The 17,583-nt window shown below is 69.9% G+C and carries 15 protein-coding genes; 10 read left to right on the forward strand and 5 right to left on the reverse strand.

Features of this window, described 5'->3' with window-relative positions; all coding sequences use genetic code 11:
* Nucleotide 1: 1 nt before the first annotated feature.
* Nucleotides 2-1,000, reverse strand: coding sequence for a porphobilinogen synthase (hemB, locus tag BpN12_RS16005; RefSeq protein WP_246796507.1), 999 nt, complete (start codon nt 998-1,000; stop codon nt 2-4).
* A 245-nt stretch (nt 1,001-1,245) separates the two neighbouring features.
* Nucleotides 1,246-1,905 carry a ribosome biogenesis GTP-binding protein YihA/YsxC gene (gene yihA / locus BpN12_RS16010; protein WP_246796508.1) on the reverse strand — a complete coding sequence of 220 codons (660 nt, stop codon included), beginning with the start codon at nt 1,903-1,905 and terminating at the stop codon, nt 1,246-1,248.
* 252 nt (nt 1,906-2,157) lie between these two features.
* On the opposite strand from yihA, the gene BpN12_RS16015 reads away from it, so the two are divergent.
* The 5 genes from BpN12_RS16015 to msrQ all read left to right on the forward strand — a co-directional run bounded on the left by BpN12_RS16015 (nt 2,158) and on the right by msrQ (nt 8,180).
* Nucleotides 2,158-2,811 (forward strand): c-type cytochrome, encoded by a 654-nt coding sequence (locus tag BpN12_RS16015; RefSeq protein ID WP_246796509.1) that lies wholly within the window; start codon nt 2,158-2,160, stop codon nt 2,809-2,811.
* Nucleotides 2,812-2,938: 127 nt separating this feature from the next.
* A complete protein-coding gene (locus BpN12_RS16020; RefSeq protein ID WP_246796510.1) occupies nt 2,939-5,119 on the forward strand; it encodes a cytochrome c biogenesis protein ResB in 2,181 nt (726 codons plus the stop codon).
* A gap of 4 nt (nt 5,120-5,123) precedes the next feature.
* The gene (ccsB, locus tag BpN12_RS16025) at nt 5,124-6,326 is read left to right on the forward strand and encodes a c-type cytochrome biogenesis protein CcsB (protein WP_246796511.1); all 1,203 of its coding nucleotides are present in this window, start codon (nt 5,124-5,126) and stop codon (nt 6,324-6,326) included.
* 164 nt (nt 6,327-6,490) lie between these two features.
* Complete coding sequence (gene msrP / locus BpN12_RS16030; protein WP_246796512.1) at nt 6,491-7,483, forward strand: protein-methionine-sulfoxide reductase catalytic subunit MsrP; 993 nt, start codon at nt 6,491-6,493, stop codon at nt 7,481-7,483.
* A gap of 10 nt (nt 7,484-7,493) precedes the next feature.
* On the forward strand, nt 7,494-8,180 hold the full coding sequence (gene msrQ / locus BpN12_RS16035; RefSeq protein WP_246796513.1) for a protein-methionine-sulfoxide reductase heme-binding subunit MsrQ: 687 nt from the start codon (nt 7,494-7,496) through the stop codon (nt 8,178-8,180).
* A gap of 144 nt (nt 8,181-8,324) precedes the next feature.
* Here msrQ and lysA read toward each other — a convergent pair whose 3' ends face one another.
* Nucleotides 8,325-9,596, reverse strand: coding sequence for a diaminopimelate decarboxylase (lysA, locus tag BpN12_RS16040; RefSeq protein ID WP_246796514.1), 1,272 nt, complete (start codon nt 9,594-9,596; stop codon nt 8,325-8,327).
* 6 nt (nt 9,597-9,602) lie between these two features.
* The gene (gene lptM / locus BpN12_RS16045) at nt 9,603-9,875 is read right to left on the reverse strand and encodes an LPS translocon maturation chaperone LptM (RefSeq protein ID WP_042623643.1); all 273 of its coding nucleotides are present in this window, start codon (nt 9,873-9,875) and stop codon (nt 9,603-9,605) included.
* Nucleotides 9,876-9,911: 36 nt separating this feature from the next.
* Here lptM and cyaY point away from each other — a divergent pair, with 36 nt between their 5' ends.
* Nucleotides 9,912-10,238, forward strand: a complete 327-nt coding sequence (cyaY, locus tag BpN12_RS16050; protein WP_042623644.1) for an iron donor protein CyaY — start codon at nt 9,912-9,914, stop codon at nt 10,236-10,238.
* Nucleotides 10,239-10,320: 82 nt separating this feature from the next.
* On the opposite strand, the gene BpN12_RS16055 is transcribed toward cyaY, so the two are convergent.
* The gene (locus tag BpN12_RS16055) at nt 10,321-12,774 is read right to left on the reverse strand and encodes a penicillin-binding protein 1A (protein ID WP_425306347.1); all 2,454 of its coding nucleotides are present in this window, start codon (nt 12,772-12,774) and stop codon (nt 10,321-10,323) included.
* A 186-nt stretch (nt 12,775-12,960) separates the two neighbouring features.
* Here BpN12_RS16055 and pilM point away from each other — a divergent pair, with 186 nt between their 5' ends.
* Genes pilM through BpN12_RS16075 form a run of 4 tightly spaced genes read left to right on the forward strand, consistent with a single transcriptional unit; the run spans nt 12,961 to nt 17,505 of the window.
* A complete protein-coding gene (gene pilM, locus BpN12_RS16060) occupies nt 12,961-13,905 on the forward strand; it encodes a pilus assembly protein PilM (RefSeq protein WP_246796516.1) in 945 nt (314 codons plus the stop codon).
* Nucleotides 13,902-14,588 carry a pilus assembly protein PilN gene (locus BpN12_RS16065; protein WP_246796517.1) on the forward strand — a complete coding sequence of 229 codons (687 nt, stop codon included), beginning with the start codon at nt 13,902-13,904 and terminating at the stop codon, nt 14,586-14,588. The genes pilM and BpN12_RS16065 overlap by 4 nt, the downstream gene beginning before the upstream one ends.
* Nucleotides 14,585-15,529 (forward strand): hypothetical protein, encoded by a 945-nt coding sequence (locus tag BpN12_RS16070; RefSeq protein WP_246796518.1) that lies wholly within the window; start codon nt 14,585-14,587, stop codon nt 15,527-15,529. Before BpN12_RS16065 ends, BpN12_RS16070 begins: the two co-directional genes overlap by 4 nt.
* Nucleotides 15,526-17,505 (forward strand): type IV pilus secretin PilQ, encoded by a 1,980-nt coding sequence (locus BpN12_RS16075; protein ID WP_246796519.1) that lies wholly within the window; start codon nt 15,526-15,528, stop codon nt 17,503-17,505. Before BpN12_RS16070 ends, BpN12_RS16075 begins: the two co-directional genes overlap by 4 nt.
* Nucleotides 17,506-17,583: the final 78 nt, after the last annotated feature.

Consider the following 17,583-nt stretch of genomic DNA (forward strand, 5'->3'; position numbering starts at 1 on the left):
CTTACTTCTGGTCGCGCAGCAGGCGCGCGGCGTCGAGCGCGAAGTAGGTGAGCACGCCGTCGGCGCCCGCGCGCTTGAACGCGAGCAGCGATTCAAGCACGACCTTGTCGTGGTCGAGCCAGCCGTTCAGCGCGGCGGCCTTCAGCATCGCGTATTCGCCGCTGACCTGGTAGACGTAGGTCGGGAAGCGGAACTCGTCCTTCACGCGGCGCACGATGTCGAGGTACGGCATGCCGGGCTTCACCATCACCATGTCGGCGCCTTCGTCGATGTCGAGCCGGATCTCGCGCAGCGCCTCGTCGGAGTTCGCCGGGTCCATCTGGTACGTCATCTTGTTGCTCTTGCCGAGGTTGGTGGCCGAGCCGACCGCGTCGCGGAACGGGCCGTAGAACGCCGACGCGTATTTCGCCGAGTAGGCCATGATGCGCGTGTGGATGTGGCCGTCGCTCTCCAGCATCTCGCGGATCGAGCCGATCCGGCCGTCCATCATGTCCGACGGCGCGACGATGTCGACGCCGGCCTCGGCCTGCGCGCGCGCCTGCTCGAGCAGGATCTCGATGGTCGCGTCGTTGATCACGTAGCCGTTCTCGTCGAGCACGCCGTCCTGGCCGTGGCTCGTGTACGGATCGAGCGCCACGTCGGTCAGCACGCCGAGCTCGGGGAAGTGGTGCTTCAGCTCACGCACCGCGCGCGGAATCAGGCCATCGGGGTTGCCGGCCTCGCGGCCGTCGGGCGTCTTCAGTGCCGGCTCGATCGCCGGGAACAGCGACAGCACCGGCACGCCGAGCGCGACGCACTGCTCGGCGACGCCCATCAGCAGGTCCACCGAGACGCGCTCGACGCCGGGCATCGAGGCCACGCCCTGGCGCACGTTGGTGCCTTCGACGACGAACACCGGCAGGATCAGGTCGTTGGTGGTGAGGAGGTTTTCACGCATCAGGCGACGCGAGAAGTCGTCGCGGCGCATTCTGCGCGGGCGATGCAAGGGATGGAGGCTCATGACGAAATCGCTGGAATCAGTCTGAAGGAACCCTTACGGAACCCTTCGGTGAAATTTCGAGACAATGGTATATGATAGCGATCGAGTACCGCGCCAAGGCGCGATGCTCCCCGCTTCTCCTCCCTGAGCGGGTGCCTGTCGTTATTCGATTAGGCTGTTTGACCCGCCGCGAAACGGCGGGTTTTTTTATGCGCCAACCGACGGCAAGCCTCCGTTCGGGGCCGCGCGCGAGGCGCGCGGAACGGTCATTCTCCTACAGCTGCGTCATTTTCGCCGGCGGCCGACGGCCGCAGCCAGCTCTCGATCAGCGCGTGCGCCTCGTCGAGCCCGGTGCGCTTGAGCGCCGAGAACAGCTGCACGGTCAGCTCACCTTCGTAGCCGGCGTCGCGATAGGCCTCGAGCGCTTTCTTCGTATTGCGAAGCGCATTGACGCTCTCTTGGCGGGTCAATTTGTCGCACTTCGTCAGCAGCGTGTGAATCGGCTTGCCGGTCGGCGCGAACCACTCGATCATGCGCTGGTCGAGTTCGGTCAGCGGCCGGCGCGAGTCCATCATCAGGATCATGCCGCGCAATTGGGGCCGGGTCTTGAGGTAGGCCGACAGCAGCGCTTCCCAGTGTGCCTTCGCGGCGCCGGGCACCTCGGCGTAGCCGTAGCCGGGCAGGTCGACGAGGTTCGCGACCGGTTCCGCCTCGGGGCCGACCGAGAAGTAGTTGATGTGCTGCGTGCGCCCCGGCGTCTTCGAGGCGAACGCGAGCCGCTTCTGGTTGCAGAGGATGTTGATCGCCGTCGATTTGCCCGCGTTCGACCGGCCGGCGAAGGCGATCTCCGGAATCACGGTGGGCGGCAGGTCGCGCAGGTGATTGACGGTCGTGTAGAAGCGGGCTTGATGGAGCAGGAAGGCCATGAGTGCGGATGGAGCGAGAGCGCGGAGCGGGCCGCGCGTGGAGGCGGGAACCCCGCAATGATCCGCGTGGGCGTTGCATGCGGTAATCCGCGCAGTAACCCTGATAGCCGGAACGGGGCTGTAAACGCCATATTGTACAATACGGCGGTTTTTCCGAAGCCCCGCGGGCCGGTTGCGGGGGCTTTCTGCGGTAGACTGAGTGCCGTCGTTTGCAGAACCTCAAATTCCCACAAGACGAAACAGGGTGTGCGAATGAATCGACTGTGCAAGTCTCTGATAGCGCTTCAGGTTGCGGCAGGGTTCGTTGGTTTCGTGGCAGAGGCAGACGCGGCGGATGCGGCCAAGCCGGATCTGGAGCGGGGCAAGGCGATCGCGACGCAGGTCTGCGCGTCGTGCCACGGCGCCGACGGCAACAGTGCCACGGGCGCGTTCCCGAAGCTGGCCGGCCAGCATCCCGACTATCTGGTCAAGCAGTTGCACGATTTCAAGACGCAGCCGGGCGCCAAGGGGCCGGCGCGCAACAGCGCGGTGATGGCCGGTTTCGCCGGCGCGCTGAACGATGCCGACGCGCGCAACGTGGCCGCTTACTACGGTGCGCAGGCCCCGAAGCCCGGGGTCGCGCGCGACGCGGCCACCGTCGCACTGGGCCGGCAGATCTACCGCGGCGGCATCGCGGACAAGGGCGTGCCGGCCTGCGCAAGCTGTCACGGCCCGACCGGACAAGGCATTCCGGTGCAGTATCCGCGCCTGTCGGGGCAGTGGGCCGATTACACGGTCGCGCAGCTCACGGCGTTCCAGCAGGGCGCGGGCGCGCGCAACAACAACGAGCCGATGCACCAGATCGCATCGCGCCTGTCGGACAGCGAAGTGAAGGCGGTTGCCGATTACATTGCCGGCCTGCACTGATCGCTCCCGACGCACGGGAATCCTCGCCGCCGCGCCTCGCGCGCCGCGGCGCGGAAACAAAAAGAAAGGGTGGGGCGCTGCCGCCAGGCTGGCGCCTTGCCCTTTTTTGTTGTCAGTCGGAGTGTGAATGAGCGTTACCACGTCAGGAATCCAGGCGAACTCGCGGCGCCGCATGCTGAACACCGCGGTCGAGCTGATCAGCTCGATGCGCTTCGCGATCGCGCTGCTCGTCGTACTGGCGATCGCGAGCATCATCGGCACCGTCCTCACGCAGGACGATCCCTATCCGAACTACGTGAACCAGTTCGGCCCGTTCTGGGCCGACATCTTCCGCGCGATCGGCCTCTACACGGTCTACAGCGCCTGGTGGTTCATGCTGATCCTGCTGTTCCTGGTGATCTCGCTGTCGCTCTGCGTGATCCGCAACGGCCCGAAGATGCTGGCCGACGCGAAGAGCTGGAAGGACAAGGTGCGCGAAGGCAGCCTGCGCGCGTTCCATCACAAGGCCGAGTACGCGGCCACCGGCGCGCGCGCACAGGTGGCGGCCTCGCTCGCCGCATTCATCGGCAAGGCCGGCTACAAGCTGGTGGTGCGCGAAGCGGACGGCGCGACGCTGATCTCCGCGAAGCGCGGTGCGATGACCAAGTACGGCTACATCGCCGCGCATCTCGCGATCGTCGTGATCTGCCTCGGCGGCCTGCTCGACAGCAACCTGCCGATCCACTTCCAGATGTGGCTGTTCGGCAAGTCGCCCGTCAACACCAGCGCGGCGATCAGCGAGATCTCGCCCGACCACCGGCTGTCGGCGTCGAACCCGACGTTCCGCGGCTACGCGTGGGTGCCGGAAGGGCAGTACGTCTCGACCGCGATCCTGAACCAGCCGAACGGCTCGCTGATCCAGGACCTGCCGTTCTCGATCCAGCTCGACAAGTTCATCGTCGACTACTACTCGACCGGCATGCCGAAGCTGTTCGCGAGCGACATCGTCGTGATCGACCGCGAGACCGGCAAGCGCATCCCGGCACGCGTCGAGGTCAACAAGCCGTTCACCTACAAGGGCGTGTCGATCTACCAGTCGAGCTTCCAGGACGGCGGCTCGCAGATGCGGATGACCGCGTTCCCGATGACGGGCGACCGCGACGCGTCGTTCCCGGTGGACGGCACGATCGGCAACGCGGTGCCGCTCGCGGGCCATGACGGCGAGACGATCGAGTTCGCCGACTTCCGCGCGATCAACGTCGAGAACCTCACCGACGCGAACGGCAAGGCCGACGCGCGCGGCGTGAGCATGACGCACTCGCTGAAGGAGGCGTTCGACGAGCGGCTCGGCTCCGGCGCGAAGACCTCGACGCCGGTGAACCTGCACAACGTCGGGCCGTCGGTGCAGTACAAGGTGCGCGGCAAGGACGGTCAGGCGCGCGAGTTCAACAACTACATGCTGCCGGTCGAGGTGGGCGGCGACCGCGTGTTCCTGGCCGGCGTGCGCGCGAGCCCGAACGATCCGTTCCGCTACCTGCGGATTCCCGCCGACGCCGACGATTCGATCGACGAGTGGATGCGGATCCGCGCCGCGCTCGAGGATCCGGCCGTGCGTGCCGAGGCGGCGCGCCGCTTCGCGCAGGGCTCGCTGCCCGACGCCGACGCGGCGCTGCGCACGCGCCTGAACGACAGCGCGCTGCGCGTCCTGACCCTTTTCGCGGGCGCCGACGCGAGTTCGGGCCGCCAGCCCGATGGCGATCCGGTGGGCGGCTTCCAGGCGGTGGCCGGCTTCATCGACCAGTCGGTGCCGAAAGCCGAGCAGGAGAAGGCCGCCGGCCTGCTCCTGCGCATGCTGGAAGGCGCGATGTGGCAGGTCTGGCAGGTGGCGCGCGGGCAGGCGAACCTGAAGCCCGTCGCGCAGTCGGCCGAGTCGGCGCGCTTCGTGCAGAACACCATCAACGCGCTGTCGGACAGCTTCCTGTATGGCGCGCCGGTGTATTTGCGGCTTGATTCATATAAGCAGGTGCAGGCTTCGGTATTCCAGTTGACACGCGCACCTGGTAAAAATCTGGTGTATCTTGGCAGCCTGCTGCTGGTGTTCGGCATCTTTTCGATGTTCTACGTACGCGAGCGCCGGCTGTGGTTCTGGCTCAAGGACACGGAAGCGGGTACCGGCGTCGTGATGGCGATGTCGAGCGCCCGCAAGACATTCGATTTCGAGAAGGAGTTCGCGCAGACGCGCGACGCGGTCGGCGCGGTACTCGGTGCCGAGCCCGCCGCAGCGGGCCCTGCCGAGCGCAAGACCGATCCCCACGACTCCCCACGGTAACGTCATGGATCTGACCCAAGTTTCTTCGTCCCCCGCGCCGCGCGGCCGCGCGCAAGCGGGCGCGCCCGCCCCGGCGCCGCTGTTCGACGAGCGCCCGTTCCTGAAGCGCCTGTCCCTCGTCGACTGGCTGTTCGCGCTCGCGATGGTGGCCGGCGCCGGCTTCGCGCTCGTGCATTACCAGGCGCACATGGATTACTACGACCAGGCCGTGATGACGGGCGCGACCGCCGCGCTGGTCGTGCTCGGCTGGCGCTGGAAGCCGGCGCGGCTGCTGATGGCGTCGATCGCGGTGCTTTCCCTGCTGTCGCTGAACCTCTATCACGGCGACCTGTCGCGCGCCGACTCGGCGTTCTTCCTCAAGTACTTCCTGTCGAGCCAGTCGGCGATCCTCTGGATGAGCGCGCTGTTCGTGTTCGCCACGGTGTTCTACTGGATCGGCATGCTGAGTCGCTCCGAAACCGGCGCCGCGATCGGCCAGAAGATGACCTGGGCCGCCGTGCTGATGGGCTTCACGGGGCTGATGGTGCGCTGGTACGAGTCGTACCTGATCGGCGCCGACGTCGGCCACATCCCGGTGTCGAACCTCTACGAAGTGTTCGTGCTGTTCAGCCTGATCACGGCGCTGCTCTATCTGTACTACGAAGGGCACTACGGCACGCGCGCGCTCGGCGCATTCGTGCTGCTCGTGATCAGCGCGGCGGTCGGCTTCCTGATGTGGTACTCGATCGCGCGCGACGCGCAGCAGATCCAGCCGCTCGTGCCGGCGCTGCAGAGCTGGTGGATGAAGATCCACGTGCCGGCCAACTTCATCGGCTACGGCAGCTTCGCGCTGTCGGCGATGGTCAGCGTGGCCTACCTGTGCAAGCAGCGCGGCGTGCTGGCCGATCGCCTGCCCGCGCTCGAGGTGCTCGACGACGTGATGTACAAGTCGATCGCGGTCGGCTTCGCGTTCTTCACGATCGCGACGATCCTCGGCGCGCTGTGGGCCGCCGAAGCATGGGGCGGCTACTGGAGCTGGGACCCGAAGGAGACCTGGGCGCTGATCGTCTGGCTCAACTATGCGGCGTGGCTGCACATGCGGCTCATGAAGGGGCTGCGCGGTACCGTTGCGGCCTGGTGGGCGCTCACGGGCCTGCTCGTCACCACCTTCGCATTCCTGGGCGTGAACATGTTCCTCTCGGGGCTGCACAGCTACGGCAAGCTGTAGGCCGGGCTGCGTCGGCTCCGGCCGGAACCGATCACGGATTCGCAAACCGCCGCCGCACGCGTTCGTGCCCGGCGGTTTTTTGTTGGGCCGCCGCGCGCTCCGCGCGTGGGCGGATCGATGCAACGCATGACCGCCGGCGCCGCGGCCCGGCGAGGAGACGCTTCATGTTGATCAGGACCACGCGCCGCCGGCTGCTGACCGGCGACGACATCGCGCGCCACGACATCACCGCGCCGTCGGTATTCGCCGCGCGCCGCGACGTGCTGCGCGCGGCGGGCGCCGCCGTGGCGGCCGGGCTCGGCGTGCCGGGCGCCGCGTCGGCGGCCTACCGTTCGCCGGACCCCGCCGCGCATCCGCTCGCCGCCGCGACCAACGCGAAGTTCGTGGTGCCCGACAAGGTCACGCCGTACAAGGACGTGACGACCTACAACAACTTCTACGAATTCGGCACCGACAAGGGCGATCCCGCGCAGCACGCCGGCTCGCTGCGCCCGCATCCGTGGCGCGTGAGCGTGGAGGGCGCGGTGAAGGCGCCGAAGGTCTACGACATCGACGAACTGCTCAAGCTCGCGCCGCTCGAGGAGCGCGTGTACCGGCACCGCTGCGTGGAGGGCTGGTCGATGGTGATTCCGTGGATCGGCATCCCGCTCGCCGACCTGATCCGCCGCGTGCAGCCGACGGCGAACGCGAAGTACGTGCAGTTCGTCACGCTCGCCGATCCGTCGCAGATGCCGGGGCTGGCCGAGCCGATCCTCGACTGGCCGTACTCGGAAGGGCTGCGGCTCGACGAGGCGATGAACCCGCTCACGCTGCTGGCGATGGGCGTCTACGGGCAGGTGCTGCCGAACCAGAACGGCGCGCCGGTGCGGATCGTGGTGCCGTGGAAGTACGGCTTCAAGAGCGCGAAGTCGATCGTGAAGATCCGCTTCGTCGAGCAGGCGCCGAAGACCAGCTGGAACACCTATGCGCCGACCGAGTACGGCTTCTTCTCGAACGTGAATCCCGAGGTCGACCACCCGCGCTGGAGCCAGGCGACCGAGCGGCGCATCGGCGAGGACGGCTTCTTCACGCCGAAGCGCAAGACGCTGATGTTCAACGGCTACGGCGATCTCGTCGCATCGATGTATCGCGGCATGGATCTGCGCAAGAACTTCTAGGCGGCGCGCGGTGGACAAGAAATTGCCAGGTGCGTCGCGCGCCACGCGGGCCGCCGGCGGCCCGCGCGAGACGGCCCGGGCGCCGGCCGCGCCGTGGGCGCTGCGCATCGCGAAGGTGGCGGTGTTCGCCGCGGGGCTGTTCCCGCTCGCGCGGCTCGTGGTGCTCGGCACGACGGGCGGGCTCGGCGCGAACCCGATCGAGTTCGTCACGCGTTCGACCGGGCTCTGGACGCTCGTGATCCTCTGCGTGACGTTGGCCGTCACGCCGCTGCGGCGGCTCACCGGCGTGACCGCGCTGCTGCGCCTGCGGCGCATGATCGGGCTGTTCGCGTTCTTCTACGCGACGCTGCACTTCATCACCTACTTCTGGTTCGACAAGTGGTTCGATCTCGCGGCGATCCTGAAGGACGTCGTGAAGCGGCCGTTCATCACCGTCGGCTTCGCGGCGTTCGTGCTGCTGATCGCGCTCGCGCTGACCTCGCCGCGCGCGATGGTGCGCCGGCTCGGCCGCCACTGGCAGCGGCTGCACCGGCTGATCTACGCGATCGCGCTGCTGGCGATCCTGCACTTCTGGTGGATGCGCGCCGGCAAGCACGATCTGGCGCTGCCGAAGCTCTATGGCGCGATCGTGCTGGTGCTGCTCGGCTGGCGGCTCGTGGCGGCGCTGGCACGGCGGCGTACCCGGGCCGCGGCGTAGTTCGCCGGGCGTGCGGATACCGCGATGGCGCCGGGGCGGCGCGGCGCCTCCGGCGAGCCGGCATGAAAAAAGCGATGCGCTTTTCACACGCATCGCTTTTTTTCGTCCCGCCGGTGGTCGCGGCGCCAACGCGCCCGGCCCGGCTCACTCGGCGTCGGGCAGGATCGATTCCTTCTCGAACAGGCTCGGGATCGTCTCGCGCTCGCGCACCAGATAGGCGTTCTGGCCGTCGACGAGCACCTCGGCCGCGCGCGGGCGCGTGTTGTAGTTCGAACTCATCGCGAAGCCGTAGGCGCCGGCCGAGCGGATCGCGAGCAGGTCGCCTTCGGCAATCGCGAGCGTGCGCTCGCGGCCGAGCCAGTCGCCGCTCTCGCAGACCGGGCCGACCACGTCGTAGACGGCGCTCGCCTGCGCGCTGGCCTGCTTGACCGGCACGATCGCGTGGTAGGCCTCGTACATCGCCGGCCGCGCGAGGTCGTTCATGCCGGCGTCGACGATCGCGAAGTTCTTCTCCTCGCCCGGCTTCAGGAATTCGACGCGCGTGAGCAGGATGCCGGCGTTGCCGGTCAGCGAGCGGCCTGGCTCGAAGAACAGCTCGCGGTGGCCGTGGCCGCGCGCGTCGAGCTTCTCGAACAGCGCCCGCACGAACGCGCCGATGTCGGGCGGCGTTTCGTCGGAATAGGTGATGCCGAGCCCGCCGCCCACGTCGACGTGATGGATCGCGATGCCGTCCGCCTCGATCTGCTCGACCAGGTCGAGCACCTTGTCGAGCGCGTCGAGATAGGGGCTCAGTTCGGTGATCTGCGAACCGATGTGGCAGTCGATGCCGACCACCTGCAGGTTCGGCAGCGCGGCGGCGGCGCGGTAGGTCGCGCGCGCGTCGGCGAACGCCACGCCGAACTTGTTGGCCTTCAGGCCGGTGGAGATGTACGGATGCGTCTTCGGATCGACGTCGGGGTTCACGCGCAGCGAGACCGGCGCGCGCTTGCCGAGCGAGCCGGCCACCGCGTTGAGGCGGTCGAGCTCCGGCACCGATTCGACGTTGAAGCATTTGACGCCGGCTTCGAGCGCGACGCGCATTTCGTCGGCGCTCTTGGCCACGCCCGAGAACACCACTTGCTCCGGCTTGCCGCCCGCCGCGAGCACGCGCGCGAGCTCGCCGCCCGAGACGATGTCGAAGCCGGCGCCGAGCCGCGCGAACAGGTTCAGCACGCCGAGATTGCCGTTCGCCTTCACGGCCACGTGGATCGACGCGCGGCGGCCCTCGCAGGCCTTGGCATAGGCCTGGTACGCGGCCGTCAGCGCGGCGCGCGAATAGACGTAGAGCGGGGTGTCGAAGTGGTCGGCGAGCTTGTCGGCCGGAATGCCTTCGGCGTGCAGCATGCCGTCGACGTAGTCAAATGCGGGGTGAGTCATCCGGGATCATCGATTGGGGGTGGCGTCGGAGGCCGCGCCCGGCGAGGCGAGCGACGGCGAAAGCGTCAGTGACGCGCCGGCCGCGTCGTCCGGCGCCGGGTCGGCGGTGGAGGCGGCATCGGGGGCCGACGCCGCGTCGTCGGCGGCTGGCGGTTGCGTCGTTTCGATCGGTTTGGGAGGCAAAGGCGGCACGGTGGGCAGATAGAGCGCGCCGCGTTGACCGCAGCCGGCAAGCGCCAAAGCCGCTACAATCGCGCTCATCTGGAAAACGACTCGCATGATCGTCCCTAAACAATTGAATCGACAGAGTTTAGCATGAGCGACACTGAATACCTGACCCGCGCCGAGGCCGTTCTGGCGGCCGTCGAGCGCTGCGTGGACGAAGCCAACGAGGGCGACCTCGACATCGATCTGGGCCGCAACGGCGGCGTCATCACGCTGAGCTTCGAGAACGGCACCAAGATCATCGTGAACCTGCAGCCGCCGATGAAGGAAGTGTGGATCGCGGCGAAGTCGGGCGGCTATCACTTCCGCTATCTCGACGGCGCGTGGCGCGACACGCGCTCGGGCAACGAGTTCTTCGCGGCGCTGACGCAGTACGCGACCGAGCAGGCCGGCGAGCCGGTGACGTTCAGCGCCTGAGCCTGCACCGGCAGGCGCGCTGCCGATGAGAAAAGAGCGACCCGCGGGTCGCTCTTTCTGCGTTGCGAGGCCGCGCGGCGCCTCAGTTGCCGCCCTGGAACAGGTTCATGATGTCCTGCTTCTCCTGCGCGTCGACGTGCGGGATCGACGCGTCGTCGGGCGAGGCCGCCTGCGCCACGCCGACCGTCGACACGAAGCCGTGGCCCGGCGTGAACTCGCTGAAGAACAGCTCGTCGCCGATCGTGGTGACGCCGTCGGGCATCGGCATCCTGTATTCGGGCACGTTCTTCAGCGACGGCCCCATGTAGTCGATCCAGACCGGCAGCGCGAGGCCGCCGCCCGTCTCGCGGTCGCCGAGGCTGCGCGGGTTGTCGTAGCCGATCCAGGCGATCGCGGCGAGCGTGTGCTGGAAGCCCGCGAACCACGCGTCGCGCGAATCGTTAGTGGTGCCGGTCTTGCCGCCGAGGTCGGTGCGCTTGAGCACGTTGGTCTTCGCGCCGGTGCCGCGCTGCGCCACGCTCTGCAGCAGGCTGTTCATCACGTAGGCGTTGCGCGCGTCGATCGCGCGCGGCGCGCTCTGCTCGGCCACCAGCGGCTGCGCGCGCGCCACCACGTTGCCGCTCGAATCGGTCACCTCGGCGATCAGGTACGGGTTCACGCGATAGCCGCCGTTGGCGAACACCGAGTAGGCGCCCGCCATCTGCAGCGGCGTGACGAGGCCCGCGCCGAGCGCCATCGGCAGGTAGGCCGGATGGCGGTCCGCGTCGAAGCCGAAGCGCGTGATGTACTGCTGCGCGTACTTGGTGCCGATGTAGTTGAGGATCCGGATCGAGACGAGGTTGCGCGAGCGCATCAGCGCCGTGCGCATCGGCTCCGGCCCGTCGAAGCCGCCGCCGTAGTTCTTCGGCTCCCACGGCTGGCCGCCCGTCTCGGCCGCGCTGAAGAACAGCGGCGCGTCGTTGATGATGGTGGCCGGCCCCAGGCCCTTGTCGAGCGAGGCCGAGTAGATGAACGGCTTGAAGCTCGAACCGGGCTGGCGCCATGCCTGCGTGACGTGGTTGAACTTGTTCTTGTTGAAGTCGAAGCCGCCCACCAGCGAGCGGATCGCGCCGTCCTGCGGCACGATCGAGATGAACGCGCCCTCGATCTGCGGCAGCTGCGTGATCGCCCAGTCGCCGCCGTCGTTCTTCACCACGCGCACGATCGCGCCGGGGCGGATGCGCCGGTTCGGCTGCGCGCTGGCGGCCAGCGATGCCGCGGCGAAGCGCAGCTTCGGGCCTTCGAGCGTCGCGCCGCCGCCGTCGGCGAACGCGATGCGCACCTGCTTCGGATTCGCGTCGGTGACCACTGCCGCGATCAGCTCGCCGTTGTCGGGGTGGTCGAGCAGCGCGTCGCCGATCGCCTGCTCGCGCTGGCCGGCGTCGGCCGGCAGCTCGATGAACGCTTCCGGGCCGCGATAGCCGTGGCGGCGCTCGTAGTCCATCAGGCCGCGGCGCAGCGCCTGGTAGGCGAGCGTCTGGTCTGCCGAGTCGACCGTCGTCACCACGTTGAAGCCGCGCGTATAGGTTTCGTCCTTGTATTGCGCGTACATCATCTGGCGCACCATTTCCGCGATGTACTCGGCGTGGACGCTGTACTCGCGCGTCGCGGTCTTGACCACCAGCGGCTGCGCGACCGCCTCGTCGTATTGCTCGCGCGTGATGAAGTTCAGCTCCAGCATGCGCTCGAGGATGTACTGCTGGCGCACCTTCGCGCGCTTCGGATTGACCACCGGGTTGTAGGCCGACGGCGCCTTCGGCAGGCCCGCGAGCATGGCCGCTTCGGCCAGCGTGAGATCCTTCAGGTCCTTGCCGAAATAGACGCGCGCCGCGCTCGCGAAGCCGTAGGCGCGCTGGCCGAGATAGATCTGATTCATGTAGACCTCGAGAATCTGATCCTTCGTCAGCGCGCGCTCGATCCGGTACGACAGCAGCATCTCGTAGATCTTGCGCGTGTAGGTCTTCTCGCTCGACAGGAAGAAGTTGCGCGCGACCTGCATCGTGATCGTGCTCGCGCCCTGCGTCGCGTGGCCGTTGGTCAGCGCCACCACGCCGGCGCGCGCGATGCCGGTCAGGTCGACGCCGCCATGCTCGTAGAAGCGCGCGTCCTCGATCGCGAGGATCGCCTTCTTCAGCGAATCGGGCACGTCCTGGATATGGACGATGTCGCGGCGCTCCTCGCCGAACTCGCCGATCAGCACGTGATCGGCCGTGTAGATGCGCAGCGGCACCTTCGGACGATAGTCGGTGAGTGCGTCGAGCGACGGCATGTTCGGCCAGGCCACCACCAGCGCGTAGCCGAGCACGAGCCCCGCGCATAGCGCGAGCGCCACGCACAGGCCGACGAAGCCGAGCAGCAGCTTCAGCCACAGCGGCCGCTTGCGCGGCGGCGGCGGCGGGGGAGGGGGCGGCGGCGGTTCGACGGCCGGCGGCGGCGGGGGCGGAGGCGGTTCCGAGGCCGGCGGCGGAGACGGGGGAGTCGTAGGTTGCATAGGCATACCGGAAAACAGTCCAGCGATTATAAACGTCCGCTATGGGCATTCCTGGTGCATCGGCGCGATCGGTGCCGCGTCCGTCCGCATGGCGGCCGGCTGGCCGTTCAGCCGACTGGTCGCGCGCCGGCGGGCCGGCAACAATTTCCGTCATGCCGTGCCCGTGTCGCACGGCGGCCGGGAGGGCCGATCATGACGGGTTATCGACGATGGATGGCCGGGCGGTGGCTTGCCGCCGGCATCGATGTGGGACGGGACGCGGTGCGCGTCGCGTTCGTGAGCCGGCGCGGCAGCGTGATCGGCATCGAGCGGCTGGAACGCGAGCCGTTCGATGCGCCGCACGACGTGACGGGCGGCGACTGGGCCGCGGTGACGCGCGCGCTGGCCCGCGTGGCCGAACGGGCCGGCGCGCGGCTGCCGGTCGGCCGGATGCCGGCGGCGATGGCGCTGTCGTGCCGCGAGGTCGCGATGTCGATGCTCGACGCGCGCCTCGCGGCGGACGGCCCGCTCGAGCCGGCCGTGCTGGTCGAGGCCGAGCGCACCACCGGCATCGCGCGCGATTCGCTCGCGATCGACTGGTGCGTCAACGACATCCTGCATCCCGGGCGCGTGATGATCGCGTCCACCGACCGCACGCGCATCGACGTGCGCGTCGAGGCGGCTGCGGCTGCCGGCTTCGGCCTGACCGCGATCGACGGCGAGCCGCACGCGGCGCTGCGCGCGATCCGGCAGGTCGCCGCGCTCGAGGTCGACGCCGACGCGCCCTACGCGGCGATCTGGATCGGGGCCGGCGGCCTGGATGGCTGGCGCGTCGAGGCGACCACGGCGACTACCCACGTGCGGGCGCCGTCGTCGGCCCACGCGAGCGTTGCCGACGCGCTGCGCGAGCTGGCGCGACGCGGCGGCGAGATCGATTGCGCGTTCGTCGGCGGTGCGCTCGAAGGCGGTGAGGGTGACGAAGGCGAGCCGGGTGAGATCGCGGCGCGGCTCGCCGAGATCGGCGACCTGCTCGGTTGCGCCGCGTTGCCGTTCGAATGCGCCGCGTATTGTCGGCGGCCCGAGATCGACGCGGCCGCGCGCCACTCGCCGCGCTTCGCGGTGGCGTTCGGGCTCGGGCTGCGCGGGGTGTGCGAATGAGCGCGCGACGGCGGCTCGCGGGCATGCCGCCGCGTGCGGTGATGCGTGATCCGGCGCGGCGCCGCGCCTGGCTCGGCGGCTTCAATCTGATGCCGTACCGGCAGCGCGACGCCCGGCTGCGGCGTCGGCGGCGCGCGGCCGAATTCGCGGGCGCGGCCTGTGTCGGGATGGCGGCGGCCGCGCTGTCGTGCGCGGCGCAGGCGCTCGAACGCGCGCGGCTCGACACGCGGCGCGCGGCCATCGAACAGCAGCTCGCGCAATGGGCGCCGCGCGTGCGCGCGGCGGATGCGGCGGCGCGTGAGGCTGCCGCCCGGCGCCGGCACGAGACGGCGGCGGCCGACCGGGCGAGGCCGCTCGCGCGGGCGGTGGCGCTGTTCGATGCGCTGCGCGCGCTCGACTATCGTGCGGTGGTGTTGCTCGGGCTGCGACAGGCGGACGGCACCGCGCAGCTCGATGCGCGGGCGCGCGATCCGCTCGCCGCGGCGCGCTGGGTCGCGCGGTTGCGCGAGACGCGGGCCGACTGGCAGGTCGAGGTGGCGGGCATCGACGCGGGCCGGGGCGAGCCGGCCGCGAGCAGCGCGGGCTCGATCCGCTTCGTGGTGCGGATTCGCTGGCCGCAGGCCGATTCTCGGCCGCGAGCCGTGGTGAGCCACGGCAGCGCCACCGGCGGAGGGCGCGAATGATAGTGAGGGGCAAACGGCGTGGCGGCGGCCGTATCGCGGCGTATCGCGGGGCCAGGAAACTGGCGGCGCTCGGTTGCGTGGCGGGAGCGGTCTGCGTCGCGCTGCGTGCCGCCGGCGATGAGCGCGACTGGAGTGGTGTCGGACAGGCTCGGCGGCGGCTCGATGCTGCGGTGTCGGAGCGGGATCAGGCGGAGCGCAGATTGCACGCGTGGCGGCCCGAGGGGGCGCGGCACGAACCGCCGCGATCCGCCGGGCAAGCGGCGGCGCCGGCGGCGGCACCGATCACCGCCGCGACGCCCGCCGATACCCATATTCCGCTGGGGCCGCGCGCAACGCTGCCGCCGTCCTCCGTTTCCTCGACGTCGCAACACGACGGCCGGCTCGCTCACGACTCGGTCTGGTGGCTCGCCGCCACTGCGCACGAGAGCGGCCTGCGGATCGGCCGGCTCGGCCCCGCACCAGCTGAGCAAGGTGAGCACGACGCGGCCGGGCTGCGCTACGACGTCGCCGGCACCGGCGGCTTCGGCGAGGTCGCGCGCTGGATCCGTTCGCTCGCGTGGATGCCGGCGACGATCGTCCCGCTCGGCATCGAGGTCACGCGGCGCGCTGGCGGTGCCGTGTTTTCTGCACGGTTCTCGGTCCACGACGGCGACAGGCGGCCGGCGGCAACCAGCGGCTTGATGCGGGCCGCGCTGCCGGCGGCGGGCGCGGCCGAGTTCGGCGGCAGCGACGCGCTCGCCATGCCGCGCGTCGCCGGCATCCTGCGCGATGCGCGCGGCGGGCTCGCCCTGATCGACGCAGGCGGGCGGGCGCGCGCGGCGGCGGTCGGTGAACGGATCGGCGCCGAGCGGATCACGCGCATCGCGGCGGATGGCGTCTGGCTCGAAGCCGACGATGGCCGTGAACAGCGCGTGGCCCTGAGCGCGGAGGCGAGCCGATGACCCGCCGGGCCGGCTCGATGGTGCGAATGCTCGCGGTGGCGGCACTCGTGGCCAATGCCGAAGGGGCGGCGCGGGCGAGCCTGCCGCCGCTGCCGGTCGCGATGCCCGCGAACGCCGGGGTCGGGGCGGCGGGCGCTTCGCCGCTCGATGGCGGCGGCGAAGCGCGATGGCTCGATACCGAGGCCGGCCGCGTGCGTGGCACGAGCGGGCTCGACGGCGATGCCGGGCAAAACGGCGGCGATGATGGCAGGGCGCCGGCCGGGCCGCGATACGGCGCAGCGCGAGGCCGCGCGTCGGACCCGGCGGCCACGGCGAACGCACTGAGCCCGGCCGGCGTGCCGGTTTCTCTGCCCGACGATCGGATTCCCCCGGCGGATGCGGACGCCGAGTCCGGCGGCGCCGATTCATCGACAGATGATCTGCCCGCGGCCGGCGACAGTCCACAAGCGCCCAGGCCTGCCGATGCCGGACGCGTTTCTCCTTCGCCGGCCGGTACCGCTGCGGCTCCGCCCGCGCTCGAAGGACCACCGGTTCCGCTGCCGGTCCCGCTCCGGCTGACCAATGCGCCGGCCGACATGCATGACGCGCGCGATATGCGCGGCAAGCACGACCCACGCGGGCATCGCCGGATCTCGCTCGACCTGCAGCAGGCGCCGCTCGCGGCCGCGTTCGACGCGTTCGCGCGCTTCACGGGGCAGAGCATCGTGCTGAGCGGGCGCGTGCAGGGCAGCGCCACGCTGCGCGTGCGCGACGTGCCGTGGCGCGATGCGTTCGACGCATTGCTCGACGCGAACGGGCTCGCGATGGCGCAGCGCGGCGGCGTGATCTGGGTCGCGCCGGTGGCGGAACTGGCGGCGCGCGAGCGTGCCCGTTTCGAAACCCATGCGCGCGCGGCCGAGCTGGAGCCGCTCGCGAGCCGCACCTTCGTGCTGCGCTACCCGCGCGCGAACGACGTCGCGAGGCTGCTGGCGGGCGGCGGCGCGGGCCAGCGCGTGCTGTCGCGGCGCGGCTCGGTGCTGGCCGATCCGCGCACGAACCTGCTGTTCGTGACCGACCTCGACGGCCGGCTCGCGCAGATCGCCGCGTTGCTCGCGCAGCTCGACCGGCCGTCGCGACAGGTGCTGATCGAGGCACGCATCGTCGAGGGCGAGCGCGGCTTTTCACGCGAACTCGGGGCACGGCTCGCGCTGCGTTCGACCGCGTGGGGCGGCAGCGCGGCGAGCGGCTCCGGTGCCGGCGGCGCGGGCGGCGGTGGGGCCGGCGGCGCGGGAGGGGCTGCCACCCCGGAGCCCACTGCCGGCGGTACCGCGACCGGCATCGTCGGCGGCCCCGGCGGACGGCTGCTGGATCTGTCGGCACGTCCGCTCGCGGGATTCGAGGCCGCCACGGCCGGCCTCACGCTGTTCGTCGCCGGCGCGAGCCGCCTGCTCGATCTCGAACTGAGCGCACTCGAAGCGGAGGGGCGCGGGCGGATCGTGTCGAGCCCGCGCATCGTCACGGCCGATCGCGCGTCGGCGCTGATCGAGCAGGGCACCGAGCTGCCGTACCAGGCCAAGGTCGGCCTCGGCGTGTCGGGCGTGCAGTTCCGCCGCGCCACGCTCAAGCTCGAGGTCGAACCGCAGATCACGCCCGAGGGCCACGTGGTGCTCGATCTCGACGTGGCGAAGGACAGCGTCGGCGAGGCCACCGACGCGGGGCCGGCGATCCACACCAAGCACGTGCGCACGCGCGTGGAGGTCGAAAATGGGGGTACGGTCTCGATCGGCGGCATCTACGAAAGCGATCGACGGGACGATGTGACTCGGGTGCCGGTCTTGGGCAAAATACCGGTTCTGGGCGCGCTGTTCCGGCATCGGGCGCGGCGCGAGCGGACCGCGGAGCTGGTCGTCTACATCACGCCGCGCGTCGTCGGCGCGCCGGACGGCCCGCCGACGGGTGTCCCGGGCTCGGGGGACAAGTCCGCGGCGGCCCGCTGATCGCCCGCGGGCGCGCTCGACAAGGCAAGCGCTTTGCCAGTAAGCTGCGCCACACCACCAGCCAGATTGAAACAGAGG

The sequence above is a fragment of the Burkholderia perseverans genome (genome assembly GCF_022870505.1).
In the GTDB taxonomy this organism is placed as follows: domain Bacteria; phylum Pseudomonadota; class Gammaproteobacteria; order Burkholderiales; family Burkholderiaceae; genus Burkholderia; species Burkholderia plantarii.